The organism is Vibrio sp. OY15 (assembly GCF_000742455.1).
Classification (GTDB): domain Bacteria; phylum Pseudomonadota; class Gammaproteobacteria; order Enterobacterales; family Vibrionaceae; genus Vibrio; species Vibrio alginolyticus.
The window spans coordinates 100085-118825 of the sequence record NZ_JPIL01000013.1 but is presented as its reverse complement, the minus strand read 5'-3'; the positions used below and the strand labels follow the sequence as shown (position 1 = coordinate 118825).

Here is an 18741-nt window from a genome sequence, read left to right as displayed (position 1 = left end):
TATACAAAAACGGGCTGTGAAAACGCAGCCCGAGATTGTAACTCAATTGGTTGTATAAACTTAGTCTTCCAGTAACTTTTGTAACAAAACTCCGTTTAGCATAGCGCGTTTAATCATCGCAAATGCGCCCATCGTTGGCTGCTTATCAATGTGAGAAGCCACGATAGGGAGGTCGTTATGGAAAGTTTTAAGAGATTGATTCTCTACGTTGCGTTGAATTGCAGGGAAAACAATATCTTGTGCTGCAGTAATATCGCCAGCAATTACAATTTTCTGTGGATTAAATAAGTTAACCGTAATCGCAATCGCTTTACCTAGCTGGTTGCCCACTCGCACTAAACTCTGTTTCGCAAGTTCATCACCATTCATTGCGTGCTGACATACCGCTTCAATTGTGATGTTTTCAAGGTCGGTTAAGCTTGATTCGTATCCTTGAGTAATCAGTTGCTTCACTCGTTGAATAATCGCTGGGTTTGCAGCTACGGTTTCTAAACAGCCAAAGTTTCCACATTGGCATTGCTCACCAAGCGGGTCAATTTGGATATGACCAATTTCACCGACGTTGCGGTTAAAACCAAGAAAAACCTGGCCGTTAACGATAATACCTGCGCCAGTACCGCGGTGGACGCTAACCAAAATAGAATCCTGGCAGTCTTGGCTTGCTCCAAAGTAGTGCTCAGCCAACGCCATGCCACGTACGTCGTTGCCAACAAAGCATGCTGTATTAAACTTCTCTCCAACAATTTCACCGAGAGCAAGATTATCGATATCGGTATTAGGCATGTATTCGACCACGCCAGTTGTTGGGTTAACAAGGCCCGGTAAAGTGATGCCGATAGCGATGAGTTGATCAATTTTGTCTTCGCAACGGCTTACGAAATCTTTTAATAAATCGATAAGTCCTGCGATTAAGTCTGCTTGGTTAGTGTAGTGCAGTTCATGCTGATCTTCTGCCAGCGCGGTGCCACCTAAATCGTATAAACTGAACTGTACGTAATCTCGACCTAAGCGAACGGCAATCGAATGAAAAGGTTTGACTTCAGTAGTCAAAGAGATCGCACGACGACCACCAGTTGAAGCTTGTTGGGCGACCTCCTTAATAAGGCCGCGCTCTAAAAGTTGGCGGGTTATTTTGGTAACACTAGCAGGCGCGAGCTGACTCACGTCCGCGACTTGAATACGGGAGATAGGACCTTGCTGATCAATCAGCCTATATACCGCAGCGCTGTTAAGCTGTTTTACTAAATCTACATTACCAATCTGTCCGCCATTCATGCTTAATTTTGCTCGTATTGTCCGTTAACAACCGTCGCTTTTACTTTAAAGTCACGATCGAAAATAGTCAGGTTTGCAACCATCCCTTTTCGAACTCGGCCAAGGCGATCCTCAACACCAATTGCTGTTGCTGGGTATAACGTGGCCATTCGTAGAGCTTCGTCTAAAGCGATCCCCGCGTGCTCAACTGAATTCTGAACTGCTTCAATCATTGTCAAAGCTGAGCCGCCTAGCGTGCCATTTTCATCAACACACTTACCATCTCGGTAATATACTTTCTTACCGACAAAAATAAAGTGATCAATGTTAGCACCTGCTGGAGCTGTGGCATCCGTCACCAAAACAAGCTTTTCACCTTTGATTTTATGAGCAATTCGGATGTTTGCGTAGTCGACGTGAAAACCATCAGCAATAATGCCAGCATATACGTCAGGAGTATCGTAAATTGCACCAACAACTCCTGGTTCACGACCAACCATTGGTGTCATTGCATTAAAGAGGTGTGTAGCAAAAGTAATGCCTGCTTCAAAGCTTTTACGTGCTTCGGCGTAGGTTGCATTTGTGTGGCCAATTGAAACCACGATGCCAGCAGCCTTTAATCGCGCAATATGCTCTGGGTCGTTATGCTCAGGTGCTAGTGTTACTTTCGCTACGATATCGGCGTTTGCGCAGATAAGGTCGATCATGCTTTCGTCTGATGGGCGAATAAAATCGACGTTATGGATGCCTTTTTTCGCGACGTTAAGGTAAGGACCTTCGAGGTGTAAACCAAGCGATTGATTTTGATACTTGTTGTGGTACTCACGAGCTGCGGCAATTGCAGTTCGCATATCTTCATCAGATGACGTAATGAGTGTTGGCAGGAAGCTAGTACAGCCAGATTTGAGGTTTGCCTGGTGCATGATTTGCATGGTTTCAGGGGTAATTGCATCGTTTAGCATTACACCGCCACAACCGTTCAACTGCAGATCGATAAAGCCTGGACTTAGATTAGCGCCTGCAAGGTCTTTTACTTCGATGCTTTGAGGTAGCTCAGAAACCGGCACAATAGATTGAATAAGATCGTTTTCGATGATGACCGCATGATCGGTAAGAACATCACTACCGGTATAAATTTTACAGTTACTTAGCGCGTACATAGTCAGCTAGTCCTTATAGATGAGAATTCAATTTCTATATCGTTATCTAAGTAGAGACTGCTTCAGTCATATGGGTACTTAGTTTGTATCACTGAATTAGATAACGAGTCACATACAGCAAGTCGCGTTTTATCGATGTTATTGTCATAGTAACTAACTGAAAAGTAATAATTGTATGGTTTTTTATGATTCTTTTTCAGAGCAAAGTTACAGTGATTTACCCGCCTAGATACCAAAATAACACTGATTCTGCCTTGCATAAAGTGCGAGAATATTATCTTTAAAACGCCATTTTTTCGTATAATAAAATAAGTTTTATGATCTCGCTAGCAAAAACCTTCCGAAAGGGCAAATTGTGGTGATTATGATCACAAACGGTGAGCTTTTAATTTGCGGAGCAAAATTAATATCATAAACTTAGGATGACTAAATTGGACGGCTGAAATAAGTCATTCAACATAACATCTAATCCTATAGGGGGAACTTAAGGTGAACATTCTCGGATACTTCCAGAAGGTGGGTAAGGCGCTTATGGTGCCGGTTGCCACACTTCCTGCAGCAGCAATACTCATGGGTATTGGCTACTGGATCGACCCAAATGGCTGGGGCGCAAACAGTGCACTTGCTGCATTTCTTATTAAAGCTGGTGCAGCGATCATTGACAATATGTCAGTATTGTTCGCTGTTGGTGTTGCTTACGGAATGTCTAAAGACAAAGATGGCGCCGCTGCACTTTCAGGTTTCGTGGGCTTCTTAGTTGTCACAACGCTTTTGGCCCCTGGTGCAGTATCACAAATTCAAGGCATTGACCCAAGTGAAGTACCTGCTGCATTTGGTAAAATCAATAACCAGTTCGTCGGTATCTTGGTTGGTATTGTTTCTGCTGAGTTGTACAACCGTTTTTCTCACGTAGAGCTGCACAAAGCACTGGCGTTTTTCTCTGGCAAGCGTCTTGTACCGATCCTAACGTCTTTTGCTGGTATCGTTATTGCGTTCATCCTGATGTACGTTTGGCCATCAGTTTACGGCGGTCTGGTAAGTTTTGGTGAAAGCATTCAAGGTATGGGTGAAGCAGGTGCAGGTGTTTACGCATTCTTCAACCGTCTTCTAATTCCTGTTGGTCTGCACCATGCACTAAACTCAGTGTTCTGGTTTGATGTTGCTGGTATTAATGACATTCCAAACTTCCTTGGCGGTGCGAAATCATTAGCTGAAGGCACGGCAACGGTAGGTGTTACGGGGATGTACCAAGCGGGCTTCTTCCCAATCATGATGTTTGGTTTACCAGGCGCTGCTCTAGCGATGTACCATACTGCGAAATCAAAGAATAAAGAGAAAGTGGCATCTATCATGATTGCAGCTGCGTTTGCTTCATTCTTTACAGGTGTAACAGAACCACTTGAATTTGCATTCATGTTCCTTGCTCCAGGACTGTACGTTCTTCACGCAGCGCTGACTGGTCTATCAGTTTATATCGCGGCATCAATGCAGTGGATTGCAGGTTTCGGTTTCTCTGCTGGTTTAGTCGACTTAGTATTGTCGACTCGTAACCCGCTAGCGGTAAACTGGTACATGCTCATTGTACAAGGTCTTGGTTTCTTTGCGGTTTACTACTTCGTGTTCCGTACCGTGATTGTTAAGTTTGGCCTTAAAACACCGGGACGTGAAGATGATGAAGAAGCTTCATCTAACGTGGCTGGATCAAGCAATTCTTCAGAGCTTGCTCGTCAGTACTTGAAAGCACTTGGCGGTCATGACAACCTAAGTTCTATCGATGCCTGTATTACTCGTTTGCGCCTTTCTGTGAAAGATATGAGCGTTATCAATGAGAAAACTCTGAAAGATCTTGGAGCTATGGGAGTTGTGAAGCTAGGTACAAACAACCTACAAGTTATCCTTGGTCCACTAGCAGAGATTGTTGCTGGTGAGATGAAGAATGTATCTAAAGATGAAGACTTAAGTGGTGTTCAGCTACCAGCTTAACTGTTTAATAGTGGTGTGATTGTTTGTTATTGGTATTGCAAACAATTGATACTACAACATCGCAAAAGGCCTCCGCAGGAGGCCTTTTTTCGTTTAGGCCCTTTGAATCTGCTTTGCTTTCACGCTAACTCGATAAATATTGTCGTTTTAGAGCGAGTTCTTGTTGTCTAATTGCTTAGAATTGTGGATCATTAGGAACAATGTACTCTGTGAAACCATACTTGGATACAGGGTTCCGTTTTCTCTGACAATACTAATATTTTTGAGGTGCTATAGATGAGTGAAGCTGATGCTCGTCCATCAAACTTTATTCGCCAGATCATTGATAAAGATCTAGCGGATGGTAAACACACTAGCGTGCATACTCGATTCCCGCCGGAGCCAAATGGCTACCTGCATATCGGTCATGCTAAGTCTATCTGTTTGAACTTCGGTATTGCTCAGGACTACCAGGGTCAATGTAATCTGCGTTTCGACGATACAAACCCTGAAAAAGAAGACATCGAATACGTTGAGTCTATCAAGAAAGATGTAAACTGGTTGGGCTTTGAGTGGAGTGGTGAAGTATGTTACTCATCAAACTACTTCGATAAGCTTTACGAATATGCAATTGAATTGATTAACAAAGGCTTAGCGTACGTAGATGAGCTAAGTCCAGAGCAAATTCGTGAATACCGCGGCACACTAAAGGCGCCAGGTAAACCAAGTCCATACCGTGACCGTTCTGTTGAAGAGAACTTGGCGTTGTTTGAAAAAATGCGCGCTGGTGAATTTGAAGAAGGTAAAGCGTGTCTTCGTGCTAAAATCGACATGGGTTCTTCATTCATGGTCATGCGCGATCCAGTTTTATACCGTGTGCGTTTTGCTACGCACCACCAAACTGGTGATAAGTGGTGCATTTACCCAATGTACGACTTTACGCACTGTATTTCTGATGCATTAGAAGGCATTACGCACTCTATTTGTACGCTTGAATTCATGGATAACCGTCGTCTGTACGATTGGGTTCTAGACAACATCACGATCGAAAGCCGTCCACATCAATACGAGTTCAGTCGTTTAAACCTTGAATACACAGTGATGTCTAAGCGTAAGCTTAACCAGCTAGTTACTGAAAAACTGGTTAATGGTTGGGATGATCCACGTATGCCGACTGTCTCAGGTCTGCGTCGTCGTGGCTTCACACCTGCATCTATTCGTGAGTTTTGTAAGCGTATTGGTGTAACGAAGCAAGAAAATATGATCGAGTTTAGTTCATTAGAATCTTGTATTCGTGATGACCTAAACGAGAACGCTCCGCGTGCAATGGCTGTACTGGATCCTGTTAAAGTTGTTATCGAAAACTTTGAAGCAGGCGCAGTAGAAAACTTGACAGTTGCCAACCACCCAAATAAACCTGAAATGGGCGTGCGTGAAGTGCCATTCACGCGTGAATTGTGGATTGAGCGTGAAGACTTCCGTGAAGAAGCGAACAAAAAGTACAAGCGTTTAGTGCTAGGTAAAGAAGTTCGTTTACGTGGTGCTTACGTGATCAAAGCTGAGCGCGTTGAAAAAGATGCCGAAGGCAACATCACAACGATCTTCTGTTCTTACGATGCAGATACGCTAGGTAAAAACCCAGCAGATGGTCGTAAAGTGAAAGGCGTTATTCATTGGGTGTCAGCTGATAAAGCTCTTCCAGCGGAAATTCGTCTGTACGATCGTTTATTTACGGTGCCAAACCCAGGCGCAGCGGAAGATTTTGCTTCTACTATCAACCCTGAATCATTAGTTGTGATCAATGGCTTTGTCGAGCCTAGCCTAGCTTCTGCAGAAGCAGAAAAAGGTTACCAATTTGAACGTATGGGTTACTTCTGTGCAGACTCGAAAGACTCTTCAGCAGATAATCTAGTATTCAACCGCACGGTCGGTCTACGTGATACCTGGGCAAAAATTGAGAATCAATAATCTCGATTAATGCTGAGAATGATGAAAAAATGCCAGCAAACGCTGGCATTTTTTATACCTACTCCCACAGAGCGCTATATAGATGTGCAAGACTGTGGAGAAAAAGATGGGCGTTTAGTAGCTTTTGTTCTGTAACCAAAGTGCTGACGTCTAAGGTACTTACTTCTAGAAACAAAAAACGCCAGCATGTGCTGGCGTTTACTTTTTAAATTAACAAACCCTTATTTTTTCGGTTTGTGTGCATCTGGATTGTCTTTACAACCACCATCGCTACACTTGCCGTACAAGTATAAGCTGTGGTTTGTTAGTGTGACATTGTACTTAGCTGCAATCTCTTTTTGACGTTCTTCAATAAGATCGTCAGAAAATTCAATTACCTCACCACAGTCTAGGCACACTAGGTGGTCGTGGTGATGTTGAGTCGATAATTCGAAGACTGACTTTCCACCTTCAAAGTGGTGACGAGTTACAATACCAGCATCGTCGAACTGGTTTAGAACTCGGTAAACAGTTGCTAGGCCAATTTCTTCACCTAGATCAATCAACTTTTTGTACAAATCTTCAGCACTGATGTGCTGGCAGTCTGGCTGCTGAAGTACTTCTAGAATTTTTAGCCTCGGAAGGGTTACTTTTAAACCCGCATCCTTCAGCGCCTGATTATTATCTGACATATACTTTCCCGTTGGATCATCTGCAGCGATTTAACAGAATTCAATCTTCCTACCATTATAGGATAAGCGTTCGGAACATTAAACCACGAACTTCAAAGGGTTAATAGAATCTTTTTGTAAATTAGAAACAGGTCCATTATATTACAGCTCTGACCAGTTACAATTGTGTAACATTAAGCTTGGAGAGGGCAGGGATAGCGATGAATAGGCGACTAGCGAAGATATACAAACCAGGAATTGTAAAGTTCGCACTCAATATTTGGCCTCCTTTTTGGGGGGCGGGTATTAAAATCTTACATATTTCTCAAGACTTCCGTACTGTAAAGGTACGTTTAAAGCTTCGCTGGTGGAATAAAAATGCCAATCGCACCCAATATGGCGGCAGTATTTTCTCTTTAACTGATCCTATTTACTCGTTGATGCTGATGGGGATTCTACGAGAGGAATATTATGTGTGGGATAAAGAGGCAAGCATTAACTTTATTAAGCCGGGGCAAAGTGATTTGTTTGCAGAATTTGAGGTCACTGAAGGGATGCTGGAAAACATTTATCAAATGACACGGAATGGAGAAAAGTGTTTTCCTGAGTTTATTACTCATGTAAAAGATAAACAGGGGAATGTGGTTTCAGAGGTTCAACGCAAGCTTTATGTAAGAAAGAAACCTCAGTATCGCGAAGAGGAAGTACTTACCGATGCTGTGTGACAATACATACAAAAAGACCTCCAAGTGGAGGTCTTTGCATCATTCAATTTGATTAGCCTTCTAGCTCAGCTAAACACATCTCTTCATAGATCTGTTTAACCCAGCTTTCAACACGCTCGTCAGTCAATTCTGGTTGGCGGTCTTCATCAATACATAGACCTACGAATTGGCTTTCGTCACCTTCAACAAGTGCTTTAGACGCTTCAAATTCGTAGCCTTCTGTCGAGGTATGGCCAAGAATTGTGCCGCCTTTAGATTCAACGATATCACGGACTGTGCCCATCGCGTCACAGAAGTATTCTGCGTAGTCTTCTTGGTCGCCACAGCCAAAGATAGCCACTAGCTTAGTAGAGAAGTCGATTTGCTCAAGCTCAGGGAAGAAGTCATCCCAATCACATTGTGCTTCGCCGTAGTACCAAGTTGGGATACCTAGAAGAAGAAGATCGAAGTTATCAATGTCTTCTTTGCTGCTTTTCGCGATGTCTTGAACGTGAACTAGATGTTTACCTAGTTGCTTTTGAATCATCTTTGCAACGGCTTCAGTATTACCTGTGTCGCTACCGAAGAAGATACCTACACTTGCCATAGAGTCTATACCTTTACATTGTTTGTTATTGGCGATGCTACTAAGGGTTTAACCTAACCCTGAGCCTTCCCAAGTTAGCTGAATTACACCTTTTGCAATAAAGCCAGCACAGCCTAGGAAAAGGACTAACCACACAATACGACGACCAAAAACAGGTACATTGCCTTGCTTTAGCACATCTTTTATCGCCATCCCGATGAAAAAAAAGATAGCAGCAAAAAGAAGATCGAGTCCAATAGACTCGAGCATATCCATATAGTCGTAAAGCATTTTAGCCCTTCATGCCGAAAAATCTTGGGCGCACTATACCACTGTTAAACGGTAAAGTTAATGCACTACAAGAAGGGTTATTTCAATAATCTAGTGTTGCTTTTCGAATTTGTTAACTCGAAATGTATTTTCGAATGACTCTCATTACTTCTGTCGGTTTCTCGGCGTGTAACCAGTGACCAGTGCCAGCGATAATGTGTGCTTTAGCATGGTTAAATTGTCGCTTCACTGCCGGCTGATGTTCTGGCATTAAGTAGTCAGAGTCGCCGCCTTTGATAAACAAAGTTGGGATATCTGTTGGTGTGATTTCTTGCCAGCCAATAATTTGGTCATAATTCTCAAAAAGGCTCGGTACGTTAAACCGCCAATCCATCTTATCGCCATTTTTGTACAGTGATTTAGAGAGAAATTGTCTTACACCATCGAGTTCAATATGTTGAGCTAGGATATCCATGGCTTGCTGTCGATTTGCTGGTTTTTCATTAATAACAGCATGTAAGCCGTTAAAAACATTATCGTGACGGTTCGTAGTGTAGGCAACAGGCGCCATGTCGAGAACGACTAACTGCTTGACTACATTTGGCGCAATGTCCACAAGAGCCATCGCGACTTTTCCGCCCATGGAGTGACCAATAACAATAGATGGCTCAACGTTTAAGTGCTGAAGGAGCTGAGCCACATCTTTTGCCATATCGGTATAGTTATGGACTTCGGAGTGGAAAGAGAGGCCGTGATTTCTCAGATCAATACTGATCACCGTGTGATCTTTAATAAGATCGCGGGCGAGTAGACCCAGATTACTTAAACTACCAAACAATCCGTGAATCAAAACAACTGTTTGGCCTTGGCCTTCCTGCTTATAGTTGAGTAATGCTGACATTTTATCTTATTCGTGATGGGTTTAACGTGGAGTATCCGCGTGGATCTCGTTATAATCCCCCAGAGTTTAAACATTGAGAATGTGAAAAGCGAATGAAAACAATTGAGGTTGATGAGGATCTATACCGTTATATAGCTAGTCAAACTAAGCATATCGGTGAAAGCGCCTCGGATATTTTGCGACGCCTTTTAAACCTTGATGGTCAGTTGCAGGAAGCTAAAGCCGCGCCTGTAGTAGAGAAGCCACAAGGGATTGTAGTAAGTAAAGATGCGGGTAAAACGGAATCTGTTGATGTAGTGAAAGAAATGCGTTCGCTGCTTATTTCTGATGAGTTTGCCGGTCTAAAAAAAGCGATTGATCGCTTTATGTTGGTATTATCGACCTTACATAAATTGAATCCAGAAGGTTTCGCCCAGGCTACGAATGTAAAAGGACGCAAACGCGTGTACTTTGCAGATAATGAAGAAACCTTGCTAGCAAACGGTAATACGACCAAGCCAAAAGCCATTCCTGGCACACCGTTTTGGGTTATCACGAATAACAATACAAGTCGTAAAAGACAGATGGTTGAACAAGTGATGGCACACATGGGGTTCCAACCTGACTTAATAGAAAAAGTAACAGGTTCAATCTAAGAAACCTGATAGAAGCCTCATAATGCGTCGCAGTGAGCGGATATTATGAGGCTTTTTTAATTTTATTTGTATTGAAAGAAAGGATGTCAAACATGGCTATGCACCCTCGTGCTGGGCAAAAAGCGCAGCAGGAAGATCTTCACAATATCCCAGCACTCGTTGCTAACTACTTCTTACTTCAACCAGACGCGGCAAACGCAGAACACAAAGTTCAATTTGGTACTTCTGGCCACCGCGGTACTGCAGACAAGCACACTTTTAACGAAAACCACATTTTAGCGATCGCTCAAGCGGTAGCAGAAGTTCGTTCTGAGCAAGGCACAATTGGCCCGTTGTTTGTGGGTAAAGACACGCATGCGCTATCTGAGCCTGCTTTCTCAAGTGTGATTGAAGTACTGATTGCAAATGGTGTGAAAGTGATTGTCCAACAAGACAACGGTTACACGCCAACACCGGGTATTTCACACGCGATTCTGACTTACAACATCAAACACGATGAAAAAGCAGACGGTATCGTTATTACTCCATCACATAACCCACCACAAGACGGCGGTATCAAATACAATCCGACACATGGTGGTCCTGCAGAAGCTGAGTTGACTCAAGCTATCGAAGATCGTGCGAACGAACTGATTGCTGAAGGTTTACAAGGTGTGAAACGCCTACCACTAGCAGAAGCAAAAGCATCGGATCTGTTTGTAGAGATGGACTTGGTGAAGCCATACATCGATGACCTGGTGAACGTTATCGATATGGAAGCAATCCAAAAGGCGAACCTGAAGATTGGTGTAGATCCATTGGGTGGCAGCGGTATCGATTACTGGCGTCAAATTGGTCAGGCATACAACCTAGACCTAACGCTAGTAAGTGAATCGATCGATCCTTCTTTCCAATTCATGTCGCTAGATAAAGACGGCGTTGTGCGTATGGACTGTTCTTCTCCTTACGCAATGGCGGGTCTATTGGCACTGAAAGACGAATACGATTTAGCATTTGGTAACGATCCTGACTACGACCGTCACGGTATCGTTACGCCAAAAGGTTTGATGAACCCGAACCACTTCTTAGCCGTTTGTATTGACTACTTGTACCGTCATCGTGACGCGTGGGGTAAAGACGTCGCTGTTGGTAAAACACTAGTTTCAAGTGCGCTGATTGACCGTGTTGTTGCGGATCTAGGTCGTGAGCTATGTGAAGTGCCTGTTGGTTTCAAATGGTTTGTAGACGGTCTGTACACTGGTAAGTTTGGTTTCGGCGGCGAAGAAAGTGCTGGTGCGTCTTTCCTTCGTAAAGATGGCACACCTTGGTCAACAGACAAAGATGGCATCTTGCTATGCCTTCTAGCAGCAGAGATCACTGCGGTAACGGGTAAGAACCCTCAAGATTACTATGAAGAGCTAGCGGCGAAGCACGGTGAGTCGAAGTACAACCGTATTCAAGCTGTAGCAAATGGCCCACAAAAAGACGTATTGAAGAAGTTGTCACCAGAAATGGTTGCGGCTGAAACTCTAGCAGGTGATGCGATCACTGCTCGTCTAACGCATGCACCAGGCAATGGTGCTGCGATTGGTGGCCTTAAAGTAACGACGGCTAACGGTTGGTTCGCTGCTCGTCCATCAGGCACAGAGGACATCTACAAGATTTACTGTGAAAGCTTCAAAGGTGAAGAACATCTGAAACAAATCGAAGCTGAAGCACAAGAGATCGTTAATCAAGTGTTTGCAGCCGCTGGTTTGTAAAACATCCAATGGTCAATGTATCTAGCAAAGGGTTGATGTGAAAACATCAACCCTTTCATGTTTAAGTGCCCCGAACCGCTTTATCTCCGGGCCATGAATCTGGTACCACAAACCAGAATTGACCGTCTTCCGTTTGTGCGTGTATGAATCGATCTAAAGGCTTTTCAATAGGTTGAGAGAAATCGTCTGTACCGGTCGCCCAGCATGGTTTATGTAAATGATAAAGGGGTTTACCAATTAAATCCCATTGACGTTGATAGCACCAGTAACCACTAATCTGACTTGGATTTAATTCATAACCCAAGCACTCCTTAGGAGTTGGCTCTGGAGTAAACGGATTAATATAGAGTCGTCCTTGCATCATTAGGCGCTCTTCTGGAGAGTCGTTTAAAGGAATTATTTTTTGAAATTCCGGGCGATCGCTCATTTTCAGCTGATGCGTGAGCATTCTATCCAATTTTACATGTAACTGGTCGTGAGCATTCGGGCCATACCAAATGCCGTTGTAAAGAAGATAAAACTTAATCGCCACTTCCCAATGTTCTATCTGATTTGATTCTGTATTCCTCAACACTAAATCGACAGCACCAATGGTCTTACCTTCCGCGTCGTTTAACTGAATTTCTTCGGCAATAATCTGATATCGTTCTGAATTAGAAAGAGCCGCAGTGCATAGGTGCTGATATAAAAAACCCAGTCTCGGATTACCATTGTATTGTTCTGAGCTATTCAAAGGTTTGACCGAGATATCTTCTAAGGTTGCAAACGGAGGGGTTAACTTGAAAAGCGGAGGTGAAGTGGCGATCCATTGGTAAAAGCGTTGCAGTTGGTTCATCCGTATCCCTAAATTTATGGTGAGGCGACAAGCTTTGTTATTGTAACTAAATTTGCTTTTGAGGGTAGGGTGGCTAGCATCGATATTAGGGTTCGAGATACACTTTAAAGACCTAAATGATATCAAGGTGCCAGATGTCAAAACGTTGTTGTATCAACTAGGTTGCATTCTTTCGTCTGATTCCATCAAGAGGTTATTTAGGTTTACATGCGCTAGAAATTGGAAGTAATAATGAATAACTTAAAGCTAGAACAGATTCTTAATGACAAACTGTCACCGCAGTTAATTAAAGATTACGCACCAAATGGGTTACAGGTAGAAGGGAAATCAGCGGTAAAGCGTGTTATCACTGGCGTAACCGCCTCTCAAGCCTTAATCGATAAAGCGATTGAGCTTAATGCAGACGCATTGCTTGTTCATCATGGCTATTTTTGGAAAGGTGAGCCTGAGCCAATTCGTGGCATGAAAGGTAAACGAATTCGTAGTCTGATCAAAAACGATATCAACTTATATGGTTATCACCTTCCTCTAGATATTCATCCAGAGCTAGGCAACAACGCTGAATTAGCTCGCTTACTTGAAATCGAAGTAGAAGGTGGGCTTGAAGGGCACCCTCAGTCAGTTGTTATGTTTGGGCGCTTGAAAAAGCCGATGTCTGGTGTTGAATTTGCGAGTAAGATCAACCAAGTTCTTGATAGAGAGCCTCTGCATATCGCTCCAGAGAATACCGATAAGATGATTGAGACAGTCGGCTGGTGCACTGGTGGAGGGCAGGATTTCATTGAACTTGCTGTACAGCACGGGCTGGATGCATTTATCTCTGGAGAAATTTCAGAGCGCACCACTTATACCGCTCGTGAAATGGACATTCATTACTTTGCTGCAGGTCATCATGCTACTGAGCGTTATGGTGTTCAGGCCTTAGGCAAATGGCTAGCGGATGAATATGGCCTACATGTGGAGTTTATCGATATTGATAATCCGGTTTAGCGTTCTCCATTAATAACGTTAAACGCAAAAAAGAAAAAAGGGTTGAGACGAAAATCTCAACCCTTTTGTTTGTCTATCTTCGTACTAAAAGATCATTCACGTTCGTGAAGTGGAGAAAACTCACGTTGTGTTTCGCCAGTGTATAGCTGACGAGGACGACCGATGCGGTTCAGTGGATCGCTGTGCATTTCGTTCCAGTGAGCAATCCAGCCGATGGTACGAGAAATCGCGAAGATAACCGTAAACATAGAAACTGGAATACCAATCGCTTTAAGAATGATACCTGAGTAGAAGTCTACGTTCGGGTACAGCTTCTTAGACACGAAGTACTCATCAGAAAGCGCAATGCGCTCAAGTTCCATTGCAACGTCTAGCAGAGGGTCTTGAATGTTTAGCTCTTTGAGAACTTCATGACACGTTTCGCGCATTACTGTCGCACGTGGGTCGTAGTTCTTGTAAACGCGGTGACCAAAGCCCATTAAGCGGAATGGGTCATCTTTGTCTTTCGCGCGGTCTACATATTCAGGGATGTTATCGACGCTGCCAATCTCTTCTAGCATTCTCAAGCAGGCTTCGTTTGCACCACCGTGAGCAGGTCCCCAAAGGGATGCAATACCAGCGGCAATACATGCAAATGGGTTCGCACCAGAAGAGCCAGCTAGGCGTACAGTTGATGTCGACGCATTCTGTTCGTGATCCGCGTGTAGAGTGAAAATCTTATCCATCGCACGGGCAACCACAGGATTTACTTCATACTCTTCGCAAGGGTTTGCGAACATCATATGCAAGAAGTTCTCAGCGTAGCTAAGGTCGTTACGAGGGTAAATAAATGGCTGACCGATAGAGTATTTGTAACACATCGCCGCCAGTGTTGGCATTTTTGACAGCAGACGGTACGCTGCAATTTCGCGGTGTTCGTCGTTGTTAATGTCAAGAGAGTCGTGATAGAAGGCTGCAAGTGCTCCAACTACACCACACATTACCGCCATTGGGTGAGCATCGCGTCTGAAGCCATGGAAAAAGCTTGCGATTTGCTCGTGTACCATTGTGTGACGAGTAACGGTCGTTTTGAATTGCTCGTATTGTTCTCGGGTAGGGGCTTCACCATAAAGAAGGATGTAACATACTTCTAAGTAATCTGCGTTATTGGCTAATTGATCAATCGGGAAACCGCGGTGCAAAAGAATACCTTTGCCGCCATCGATGTACGTGATTGATGATTCACAAGATGCAGTGGCAAGAAAACCTGGGTCAAAAGTAAAGTAACCATTGGCTCCCAGCTTACGAACGTCAATTACAGGTGTACCTAGCGTACCGTCCATAATTGGCAGTTCGATTGGCGCTTGACCTTCAACATGAAGGGTCGCTTTCTTATCCGCCATAACAATCTCCTTTGTTTATTATTTAATCCGTCCAGGATGTTTATGTGCCATTTTTGTACTGTTGTTAAAGCTTAAAGTCAATTTTTCTCCATCTTTGTGTGCACTTGTTATGATTTTTCTCATGAAAATCGTTAAAAATCTGTTCTATGTAGCATAATTTGTTACACCAATTGTATTAGAATGTTGCTCGCCGTATATTGGCAAAGAAAATTTTAGTTAAATCCTTATAAATTCGGGGCTAGAAACAAAGAGTGAGGTTTGTTGCTGGATTCCGTTTGTTAACAACTTGTTTACAATTATCTGAGTGGTTACTCGCGATATTTGTTAAATAGATGTTAACTTTTGTACGTTTGGAAGCTGAAATTGGTTATAACAATAAATGCTCAATGGAGCTGAGTGAGCAAGCCCGTGAAAGAAAGAAAGTCAAGACCTGTTAATTTAGATTTACAGACCATCCACTTTCCTATCACAGCAATCGCATCCATCCTACACCGTGTGTCTGGGGTAATTACGTTTGTTGCGGTGGGTATATTACTGTGGTTACTATCCATTTCTCTGTCATCCCCAATGGGTTTTATGGAAGCCGCTGACATCGTCGATAGCTTCTTCGTAAAATTCATCCTGTGGGGAATTCTTACTGCACTTGCCTACCACATCGCAGGTGGTATCCGTCACTTATTGATGGATCTAGGTCACTTTGAAGAACTAGATTCAGGCACGATGAGCGCTAAAGTCGCGTTTGGTGCAACAGCAGTATTATCATTATTGGCGGGGATCTTGGTATGGTAAAACACGTATCTTCATTTGGTCGTAATGGTGTACACGATTTCCTACTAATTCGTGCAACTGCAATCATTATGACGCTATACACGATTTATCTGATTAGCTTCTGTGCATTTTCAGATATCTCTTACGCATCTTGGACCCAATTCTTTGGTGGTACCTTCACTAAAGTATTCACCATGTTGGCACTTGTCTCGATCCTGATTCACGCTTGGGTTGGTTTGTGGCAGGTATTAACTGATTACATTAAGTGCGCGAAACTACGTGGCGCACTACAACTTGGTGTTATTGCCGTTCTATTCGGCTATGTCTTCTCTGGTCTATTTATTCTGTGGGGTGCGTAAGTGTCTATTCCAGTTCGTGAGTTTGATGCCGTAGTAATCGGCGCTGGTGGTGCAGGTATGCGCGCTGCACTACAAATTTCAGAGCAAGGCCTATCATGTGCTTTGTTGTCAAAAGTATTTCCAACACGTTCTCATACTGTGTCTGCACAGGGCGGCATTACCGTTGCTCTGGGTAACTCGCACAAAGACGATTGGCAATGGCACATGTACGATACCGTTAAAGGTTCCGACTACATCGGTGACCAGAACGCGATTGAATACATGTGTAAAAATGGTCCTGAGTCAGTTATCGAGCTTGAAAAAATGGGTCTTCCATTCTCTCGTTTTGATAACGGTACCATATACCAACGTCCATTCGGTGGCCAATCTAAAGAGTTTGGTGGTGAGCAGGCTGCTCGTACAGCCGCTGCTGCAGACCGTACTGGTCACGCACTTCTTCACACGCTTTACCAGCAAAACGTAAAACACAAAACAACCATCTTCTCGGAGTGGTACGCTTTGGATCTTGTGAAAAACCAAGACGGCGCAATCATGGGTTGTACTGCGATTTGTATGGAAACGGGTGAAATCTGTTACTTCAAATCGAAAGCAACCATTCTAGCTACAGGTGGTGCAGGTCGTATTTACGCATCGACCACTAACGCGCACATCAACACGGGTGATGGCGTTGGTATGGCACTTCGCGCAGGCGTTCCAATGCAAGACATGGAAATGTGGCAGTTCCACCCAACAGGTATTGCCGGCGCGGGTGTTCTAGTGACGGAAGGTTGTCGTGGTGAAGGTGGTTACCTTCTAAATAAAGATGGTGAACGCTTCATGGAGCGCTACGCACCAAACGCGAAAGACCTTGCTGGTCGTGACGTGGTTGCTCGTTCAATGATGATTGAAATTCGTGAAGGCCGCGGCTGTGATGGTCCTTGGGGTCCACATATCAAGTTGAAACTTGATCACCTTGGTAAAGAAGTACTTGAATCACGTCTACCAGGTATCTGTGAACTGTCTCGTACATTTGCACACGTTGACCCAGTGAAAGAGCCAATTCCAGTAATTCCAACTTGTCACTACATGATGGGTGGTGTACCTACTCAAGTCTCTGGCCAAGCAATTAAGCAGAAGGCCGACGGTAGCGAGATGGAAGTACAAGGCCTTTACGCATGTGGTGAGATTGCTTCTGTATCGGTACACGGTGCTAACCGTCTGGGCGGCAACTCATTACTAGACTTGGTCGTATTTGGTCGTGCTACTGGCTTGCACCTTGGCGAAACGCTAGCAGCGCAAGCAGAAGCTCGTCCTGCAACAGAATCTGATATTGAAGCGTCTCTAGCGCGTACTATGCGTTGGGAAAACAGCACTGGTGGTGAAGATCCAGTTCAGATTCGTAAAGACCTACAAGCATGTATGCAAAACAGCTTCTCGGTATTCCGTGAAGGCGATGCGATGGCAACCGGTCTAGAAGAGTTGAAAGTGATTCGCGAACGTTTGAAAGATGCGCATCTAGCGGACAAGTCTTCAGAGTTCAACACGCAGCGTATTGAGTGTCTAGAACTTGATAACCTGATGGAAACCGCGTTTTCAACTGCCGTTGCAGCAAACTACCGTACAGAGAGTCGTGGCGCACATGCTCGTTTCGATTTCCCTGAGCGTGATGATGAGAACTGGCTATGCCACTCTATCTACAATCCGGAAACAGAAGCGATGACTAAGCGTGATGTGAACATGACGCCAACGCATCGTGAAGCTTTCCCGCCGAAAGTACGTACATACTAAAGGGAGGATACGACTATGAAATTAAACTTCTCTTTATACCGTTACAATCCGGATGTGGATACTAAGCCTTACATGAAAGAGTATACCCTTGAGGTAGACGAAGGCTCAGACATGATGGTGCTTGATGCATTGATTCTGCTAAAAGAGCAAGATCCAAGCATCGCGTTCCGTCGCTCATGCCGTGAAGGGGTATGTGGTTCTGATGGTTTGAATATGAATGGTAAAAACGGCCTAGCGTGTATCACACCGTTATCTGCTCTACAAGGCGATAAGATAGTTATTCGTCCACTACCAGGGTTACCTGTCGTGCGCGATCTTATCGTTGACATGACGCAGTTCTATGATAACTATGCGAAAGTTAAACCATTCTTGATTGATGATGGTGCATTACCACCATCACGTGAGAACCTACAATCGCCTGATGATCGTGCGCATTTAGATGGATTGTACGAATGTATCATGTGTGCATGTTGTACAACGTCTTGCCCATCATTCTGGTGGAACCCTGATAAATTCATCGGCCCAGCTGGTCTTCTCGCAGCGTACCGTTGGCTAATTGATAGCCGCGATACGGCAACAGATGAACGTTTGTCTGATCTTGATGATGCATTTAGCGTTTTTCGTTGCCATGGCATCATGAATTGTGTAAGTGTTTGTCCTAAGGGATTAAATCCGACGAAAGCCATCGGTCACATTAAGTCGATGTTGGTTAATCGTTCGGTTTAATTTACTCGCTCTTAGGAATGTCGCAGTGTTGCGGATCACCCGATATGACCGCTTCACTGCTTCAGTAATATTCGAGTAAAGAATA

Annotated in this window: 18 protein-coding genes; 10 read left to right on the top strand and 8 right to left on the bottom strand. The window is 43.9% G+C overall.

All coding sequences use genetic code 11. The features are described from left to right. Positions 1–60: 60 nt before the first annotated feature. Both nagC and nagA read right to left on the bottom strand, forming a co-directional pair. Positions 61–1275 carry a DNA-binding transcriptional regulator NagC gene (gene nagC, locus IJ23_RS17230; protein ID WP_005382105.1) on the bottom strand — a complete coding sequence of 405 codons (1215 nt, stop codon included), beginning with the start codon at positions 1273–1275 and terminating at the stop codon, positions 61–63. A gap of 2 nt (positions 1276–1277) precedes the next feature. Next, entirely contained in the window at positions 1278–2414 is a 1137-nt protein-coding gene (nagA, locus tag IJ23_RS17225) for an N-acetylglucosamine-6-phosphate deacetylase (protein ID WP_005384983.1), read from the bottom strand. Positions 2415–2903: 489 nt separating this feature from the next. Here nagA and nagE point away from each other — a divergent pair, with 489 nt between their 5' ends. Next, a complete protein-coding gene (nagE, locus tag IJ23_RS17220) occupies positions 2904–4397 on the top strand; it encodes an N-acetylglucosamine-specific PTS transporter subunit IIBC (protein WP_005384985.1) in 1494 nt (497 codons plus the stop codon). 276 nt (positions 4398–4673) lie between these two features. Continuing rightward, positions 4674–6344, top strand: a complete 1671-nt coding sequence (gene glnS, locus IJ23_RS17215) for a glutamine--tRNA ligase (RefSeq protein WP_005382124.1) — start codon at positions 4674–4676, stop codon at positions 6342–6344. 221 nt (positions 6345–6565) lie between these two features. Here glnS and fcrX read toward each other — a convergent pair whose 3' ends face one another. Next, a complete protein-coding gene (gene fcrX / locus IJ23_RS17210; RefSeq protein WP_005382141.1) occupies positions 6566–7015 on the bottom strand; it encodes a ferric iron uptake transcriptional regulator FcrX in 450 nt (149 codons plus the stop codon). Positions 7016–7215: 200 nt separating this feature from the next. Between fcrX and IJ23_RS17205 the strand changes: the two genes are divergently transcribed. Continuing rightward, positions 7216–7719, top strand: a complete 504-nt coding sequence (locus tag IJ23_RS17205; protein ID WP_005382144.1) for a DUF4442 domain-containing protein — start codon at positions 7216–7218, stop codon at positions 7717–7719. A gap of 52 nt (positions 7720–7771) precedes the next feature. Here IJ23_RS17205 and fldA read toward each other — a convergent pair whose 3' ends face one another. The 3 genes from fldA to IJ23_RS17190 form a co-directional block, all read right to left on the bottom strand. Then, entirely contained in the window at positions 7772–8305 is a 534-nt protein-coding gene (fldA, locus tag IJ23_RS17200) for a flavodoxin FldA (protein ID WP_005382146.1), read from the bottom strand. A gap of 48 nt (positions 8306–8353) precedes the next feature. Next, positions 8354–8575, bottom strand: coding sequence for a DUF2788 domain-containing protein (locus tag IJ23_RS17195; protein WP_005393038.1), 222 nt, complete (start codon positions 8573–8575; stop codon positions 8354–8356). A 112-nt stretch (positions 8576–8687) separates the two neighbouring features. After that, on the bottom strand, positions 8688–9455 hold the full coding sequence (locus IJ23_RS17190; RefSeq protein ID WP_017819953.1) for an alpha/beta fold hydrolase: 768 nt from the start codon (positions 9453–9455) through the stop codon (positions 8688–8690). Positions 9456–9547: 92 nt separating this feature from the next. Here IJ23_RS17190 and seqA point away from each other — a divergent pair, with 92 nt between their 5' ends. Together seqA and pgm are read left to right on the top strand one after the other, a co-directional pair. Further along, complete coding sequence (gene seqA / locus IJ23_RS17185; RefSeq protein ID WP_005382149.1) at positions 9548–10090, top strand: replication initiation negative regulator SeqA; 543 nt, start codon at positions 9548–9550, stop codon at positions 10088–10090. A 92-nt stretch (positions 10091–10182) separates the two neighbouring features. Beyond that, a complete protein-coding gene (gene pgm, locus IJ23_RS17180) occupies positions 10183–11829 on the top strand; it encodes a phosphoglucomutase (alpha-D-glucose-1,6-bisphosphate-dependent) (protein WP_033906916.1) in 1647 nt (548 codons plus the stop codon). A 61-nt stretch (positions 11830–11890) separates the two neighbouring features. Here the strand turns inward: pgm and IJ23_RS17175 are convergent, their stop codons facing one another. Continuing rightward, on the bottom strand, positions 11891–12664 hold the full coding sequence (locus IJ23_RS17175; RefSeq protein WP_033906915.1) for a DUF1853 family protein: 774 nt from the start codon (positions 12662–12664) through the stop codon (positions 11891–11893). 231 nt (positions 12665–12895) lie between these two features. On the opposite strand from IJ23_RS17175, the gene IJ23_RS17170 reads away from it, so the two are divergent. Further along, on the top strand, positions 12896–13654 hold the full coding sequence (locus tag IJ23_RS17170; RefSeq protein ID WP_033906914.1) for a Nif3-like dinuclear metal center hexameric protein: 759 nt from the start codon (positions 12896–12898) through the stop codon (positions 13652–13654). A gap of 92 nt (positions 13655–13746) precedes the next feature. Here IJ23_RS17170 and IJ23_RS17165 read toward each other — a convergent pair whose 3' ends face one another. Further along, positions 13747–15036: a citrate synthase gene (locus IJ23_RS17165; RefSeq protein WP_005382163.1), complete on the bottom strand. Its 1290-nt coding sequence runs from the start codon at positions 15034–15036 to the stop codon at positions 13747–13749. Between the two features lie 396 nt (positions 15037–15432). Between IJ23_RS17165 and sdhC the strand changes: the two genes are divergently transcribed. The 4 genes from sdhC to IJ23_RS17145 are packed head-to-tail and all read left to right on the top strand — an operon-like array spanning position 15433 to position 18656. Further along, complete coding sequence (sdhC, locus tag IJ23_RS17160; protein WP_017634811.1) at positions 15433–15825, top strand: succinate dehydrogenase cytochrome b556 subunit; 393 nt, start codon at positions 15433–15435, stop codon at positions 15823–15825. Beyond that, entirely contained in the window at positions 15819–16163 is a 345-nt protein-coding gene (sdhD, locus tag IJ23_RS17155; RefSeq protein ID WP_005382169.1) for a succinate dehydrogenase, hydrophobic membrane anchor protein, read from the top strand. Before sdhC ends, sdhD begins: the two co-directional genes overlap by 7 nt. Then, entirely contained in the window at positions 16164–17930 is a 1767-nt protein-coding gene (gene sdhA, locus IJ23_RS17150; protein WP_005382172.1) for a succinate dehydrogenase flavoprotein subunit, read from the top strand. It begins immediately after the preceding gene. A gap of 15 nt (positions 17931–17945) precedes the next feature. Next, a complete protein-coding gene (locus IJ23_RS17145; protein WP_005382174.1) occupies positions 17946–18656 on the top strand; it encodes a succinate dehydrogenase iron-sulfur subunit in 711 nt (236 codons plus the stop codon). Positions 18657–18741: the final 85 nt, after the last annotated feature.

Bases quoted from the DNA above. Each gene is read 5' to 3' on its own strand.
- pgm (WP_033906916.1), top strand. From the start codon at position 10,183: ATGGCTATGCACCCTCGTGCTGGGCAAAAAGCGCAGCAGGAAGATCTT.
- IJ23_RS17205 (WP_005382144.1), top strand. From the start codon at position 7,216: ATGAATAGGCGACTAGCGAAGATATACAAACCAGGAATTGTAAAGTTC.
- nagA (WP_005384983.1), bottom strand. From the start codon at position 2,414: ATGTACGCGCTAAGTAACTGTAAAATTTATACCGGTAGTGATGTTCTT.
- sdhD (WP_005382169.1), top strand. From the start codon at position 15,819: ATGGTAAAACACGTATCTTCATTTGGTCGTAATGGTGTACACGATTTC.
- seqA (WP_005382149.1), top strand. From the start codon at position 9,548: ATGAAAACAATTGAGGTTGATGAGGATCTATACCGTTATATAGCTAGT.
- IJ23_RS17175 (WP_033906915.1), bottom strand. From the start codon at position 12,664: ATGAACCAACTGCAACGCTTTTACCAATGGATCGCCACTTCACCTCCG.
- glnS (WP_005382124.1), top strand. From the start codon at position 4,674: ATGAGTGAAGCTGATGCTCGTCCATCAAACTTTATTCGCCAGATCATT.
- fldA (WP_005382146.1), bottom strand. From the start codon at position 8,305: ATGGCAAGTGTAGGTATCTTCTTCGGTAGCGACACAGGTAATACTGAA.
- nagC (WP_005382105.1), bottom strand. From the start codon at position 1,275: ATGAATGGCGGACAGATTGGTAATGTAGATTTAGTAAAACAGCTTAAC.
- IJ23_RS17145 (WP_005382174.1), top strand. From the start codon at position 17,946: ATGAAATTAAACTTCTCTTTATACCGTTACAATCCGGATGTGGATACT.
- fcrX (WP_005382141.1), bottom strand. From the start codon at position 7,015: ATGTCAGATAATAATCAGGCGCTGAAGGATGCGGGTTTAAAAGTAACC.
- IJ23_RS17190 (WP_017819953.1), bottom strand. From the start codon at position 9,455: ATGTCAGCATTACTCAACTATAAGCAGGAAGGCCAAGGCCAAACAGTT.
- IJ23_RS17165 (WP_005382163.1), bottom strand. From the start codon at position 15,036: ATGGCGGATAAGAAAGCGACCCTTCATGTTGAAGGTCAAGCGCCAATC.
- IJ23_RS17170 (WP_033906914.1), top strand. From the start codon at position 12,896: ATGAATAACTTAAAGCTAGAACAGATTCTTAATGACAAACTGTCACCG.
- IJ23_RS17195 (WP_005393038.1), bottom strand. From the start codon at position 8,575: ATGCTTTACGACTATATGGATATGCTCGAGTCTATTGGACTCGATCTT.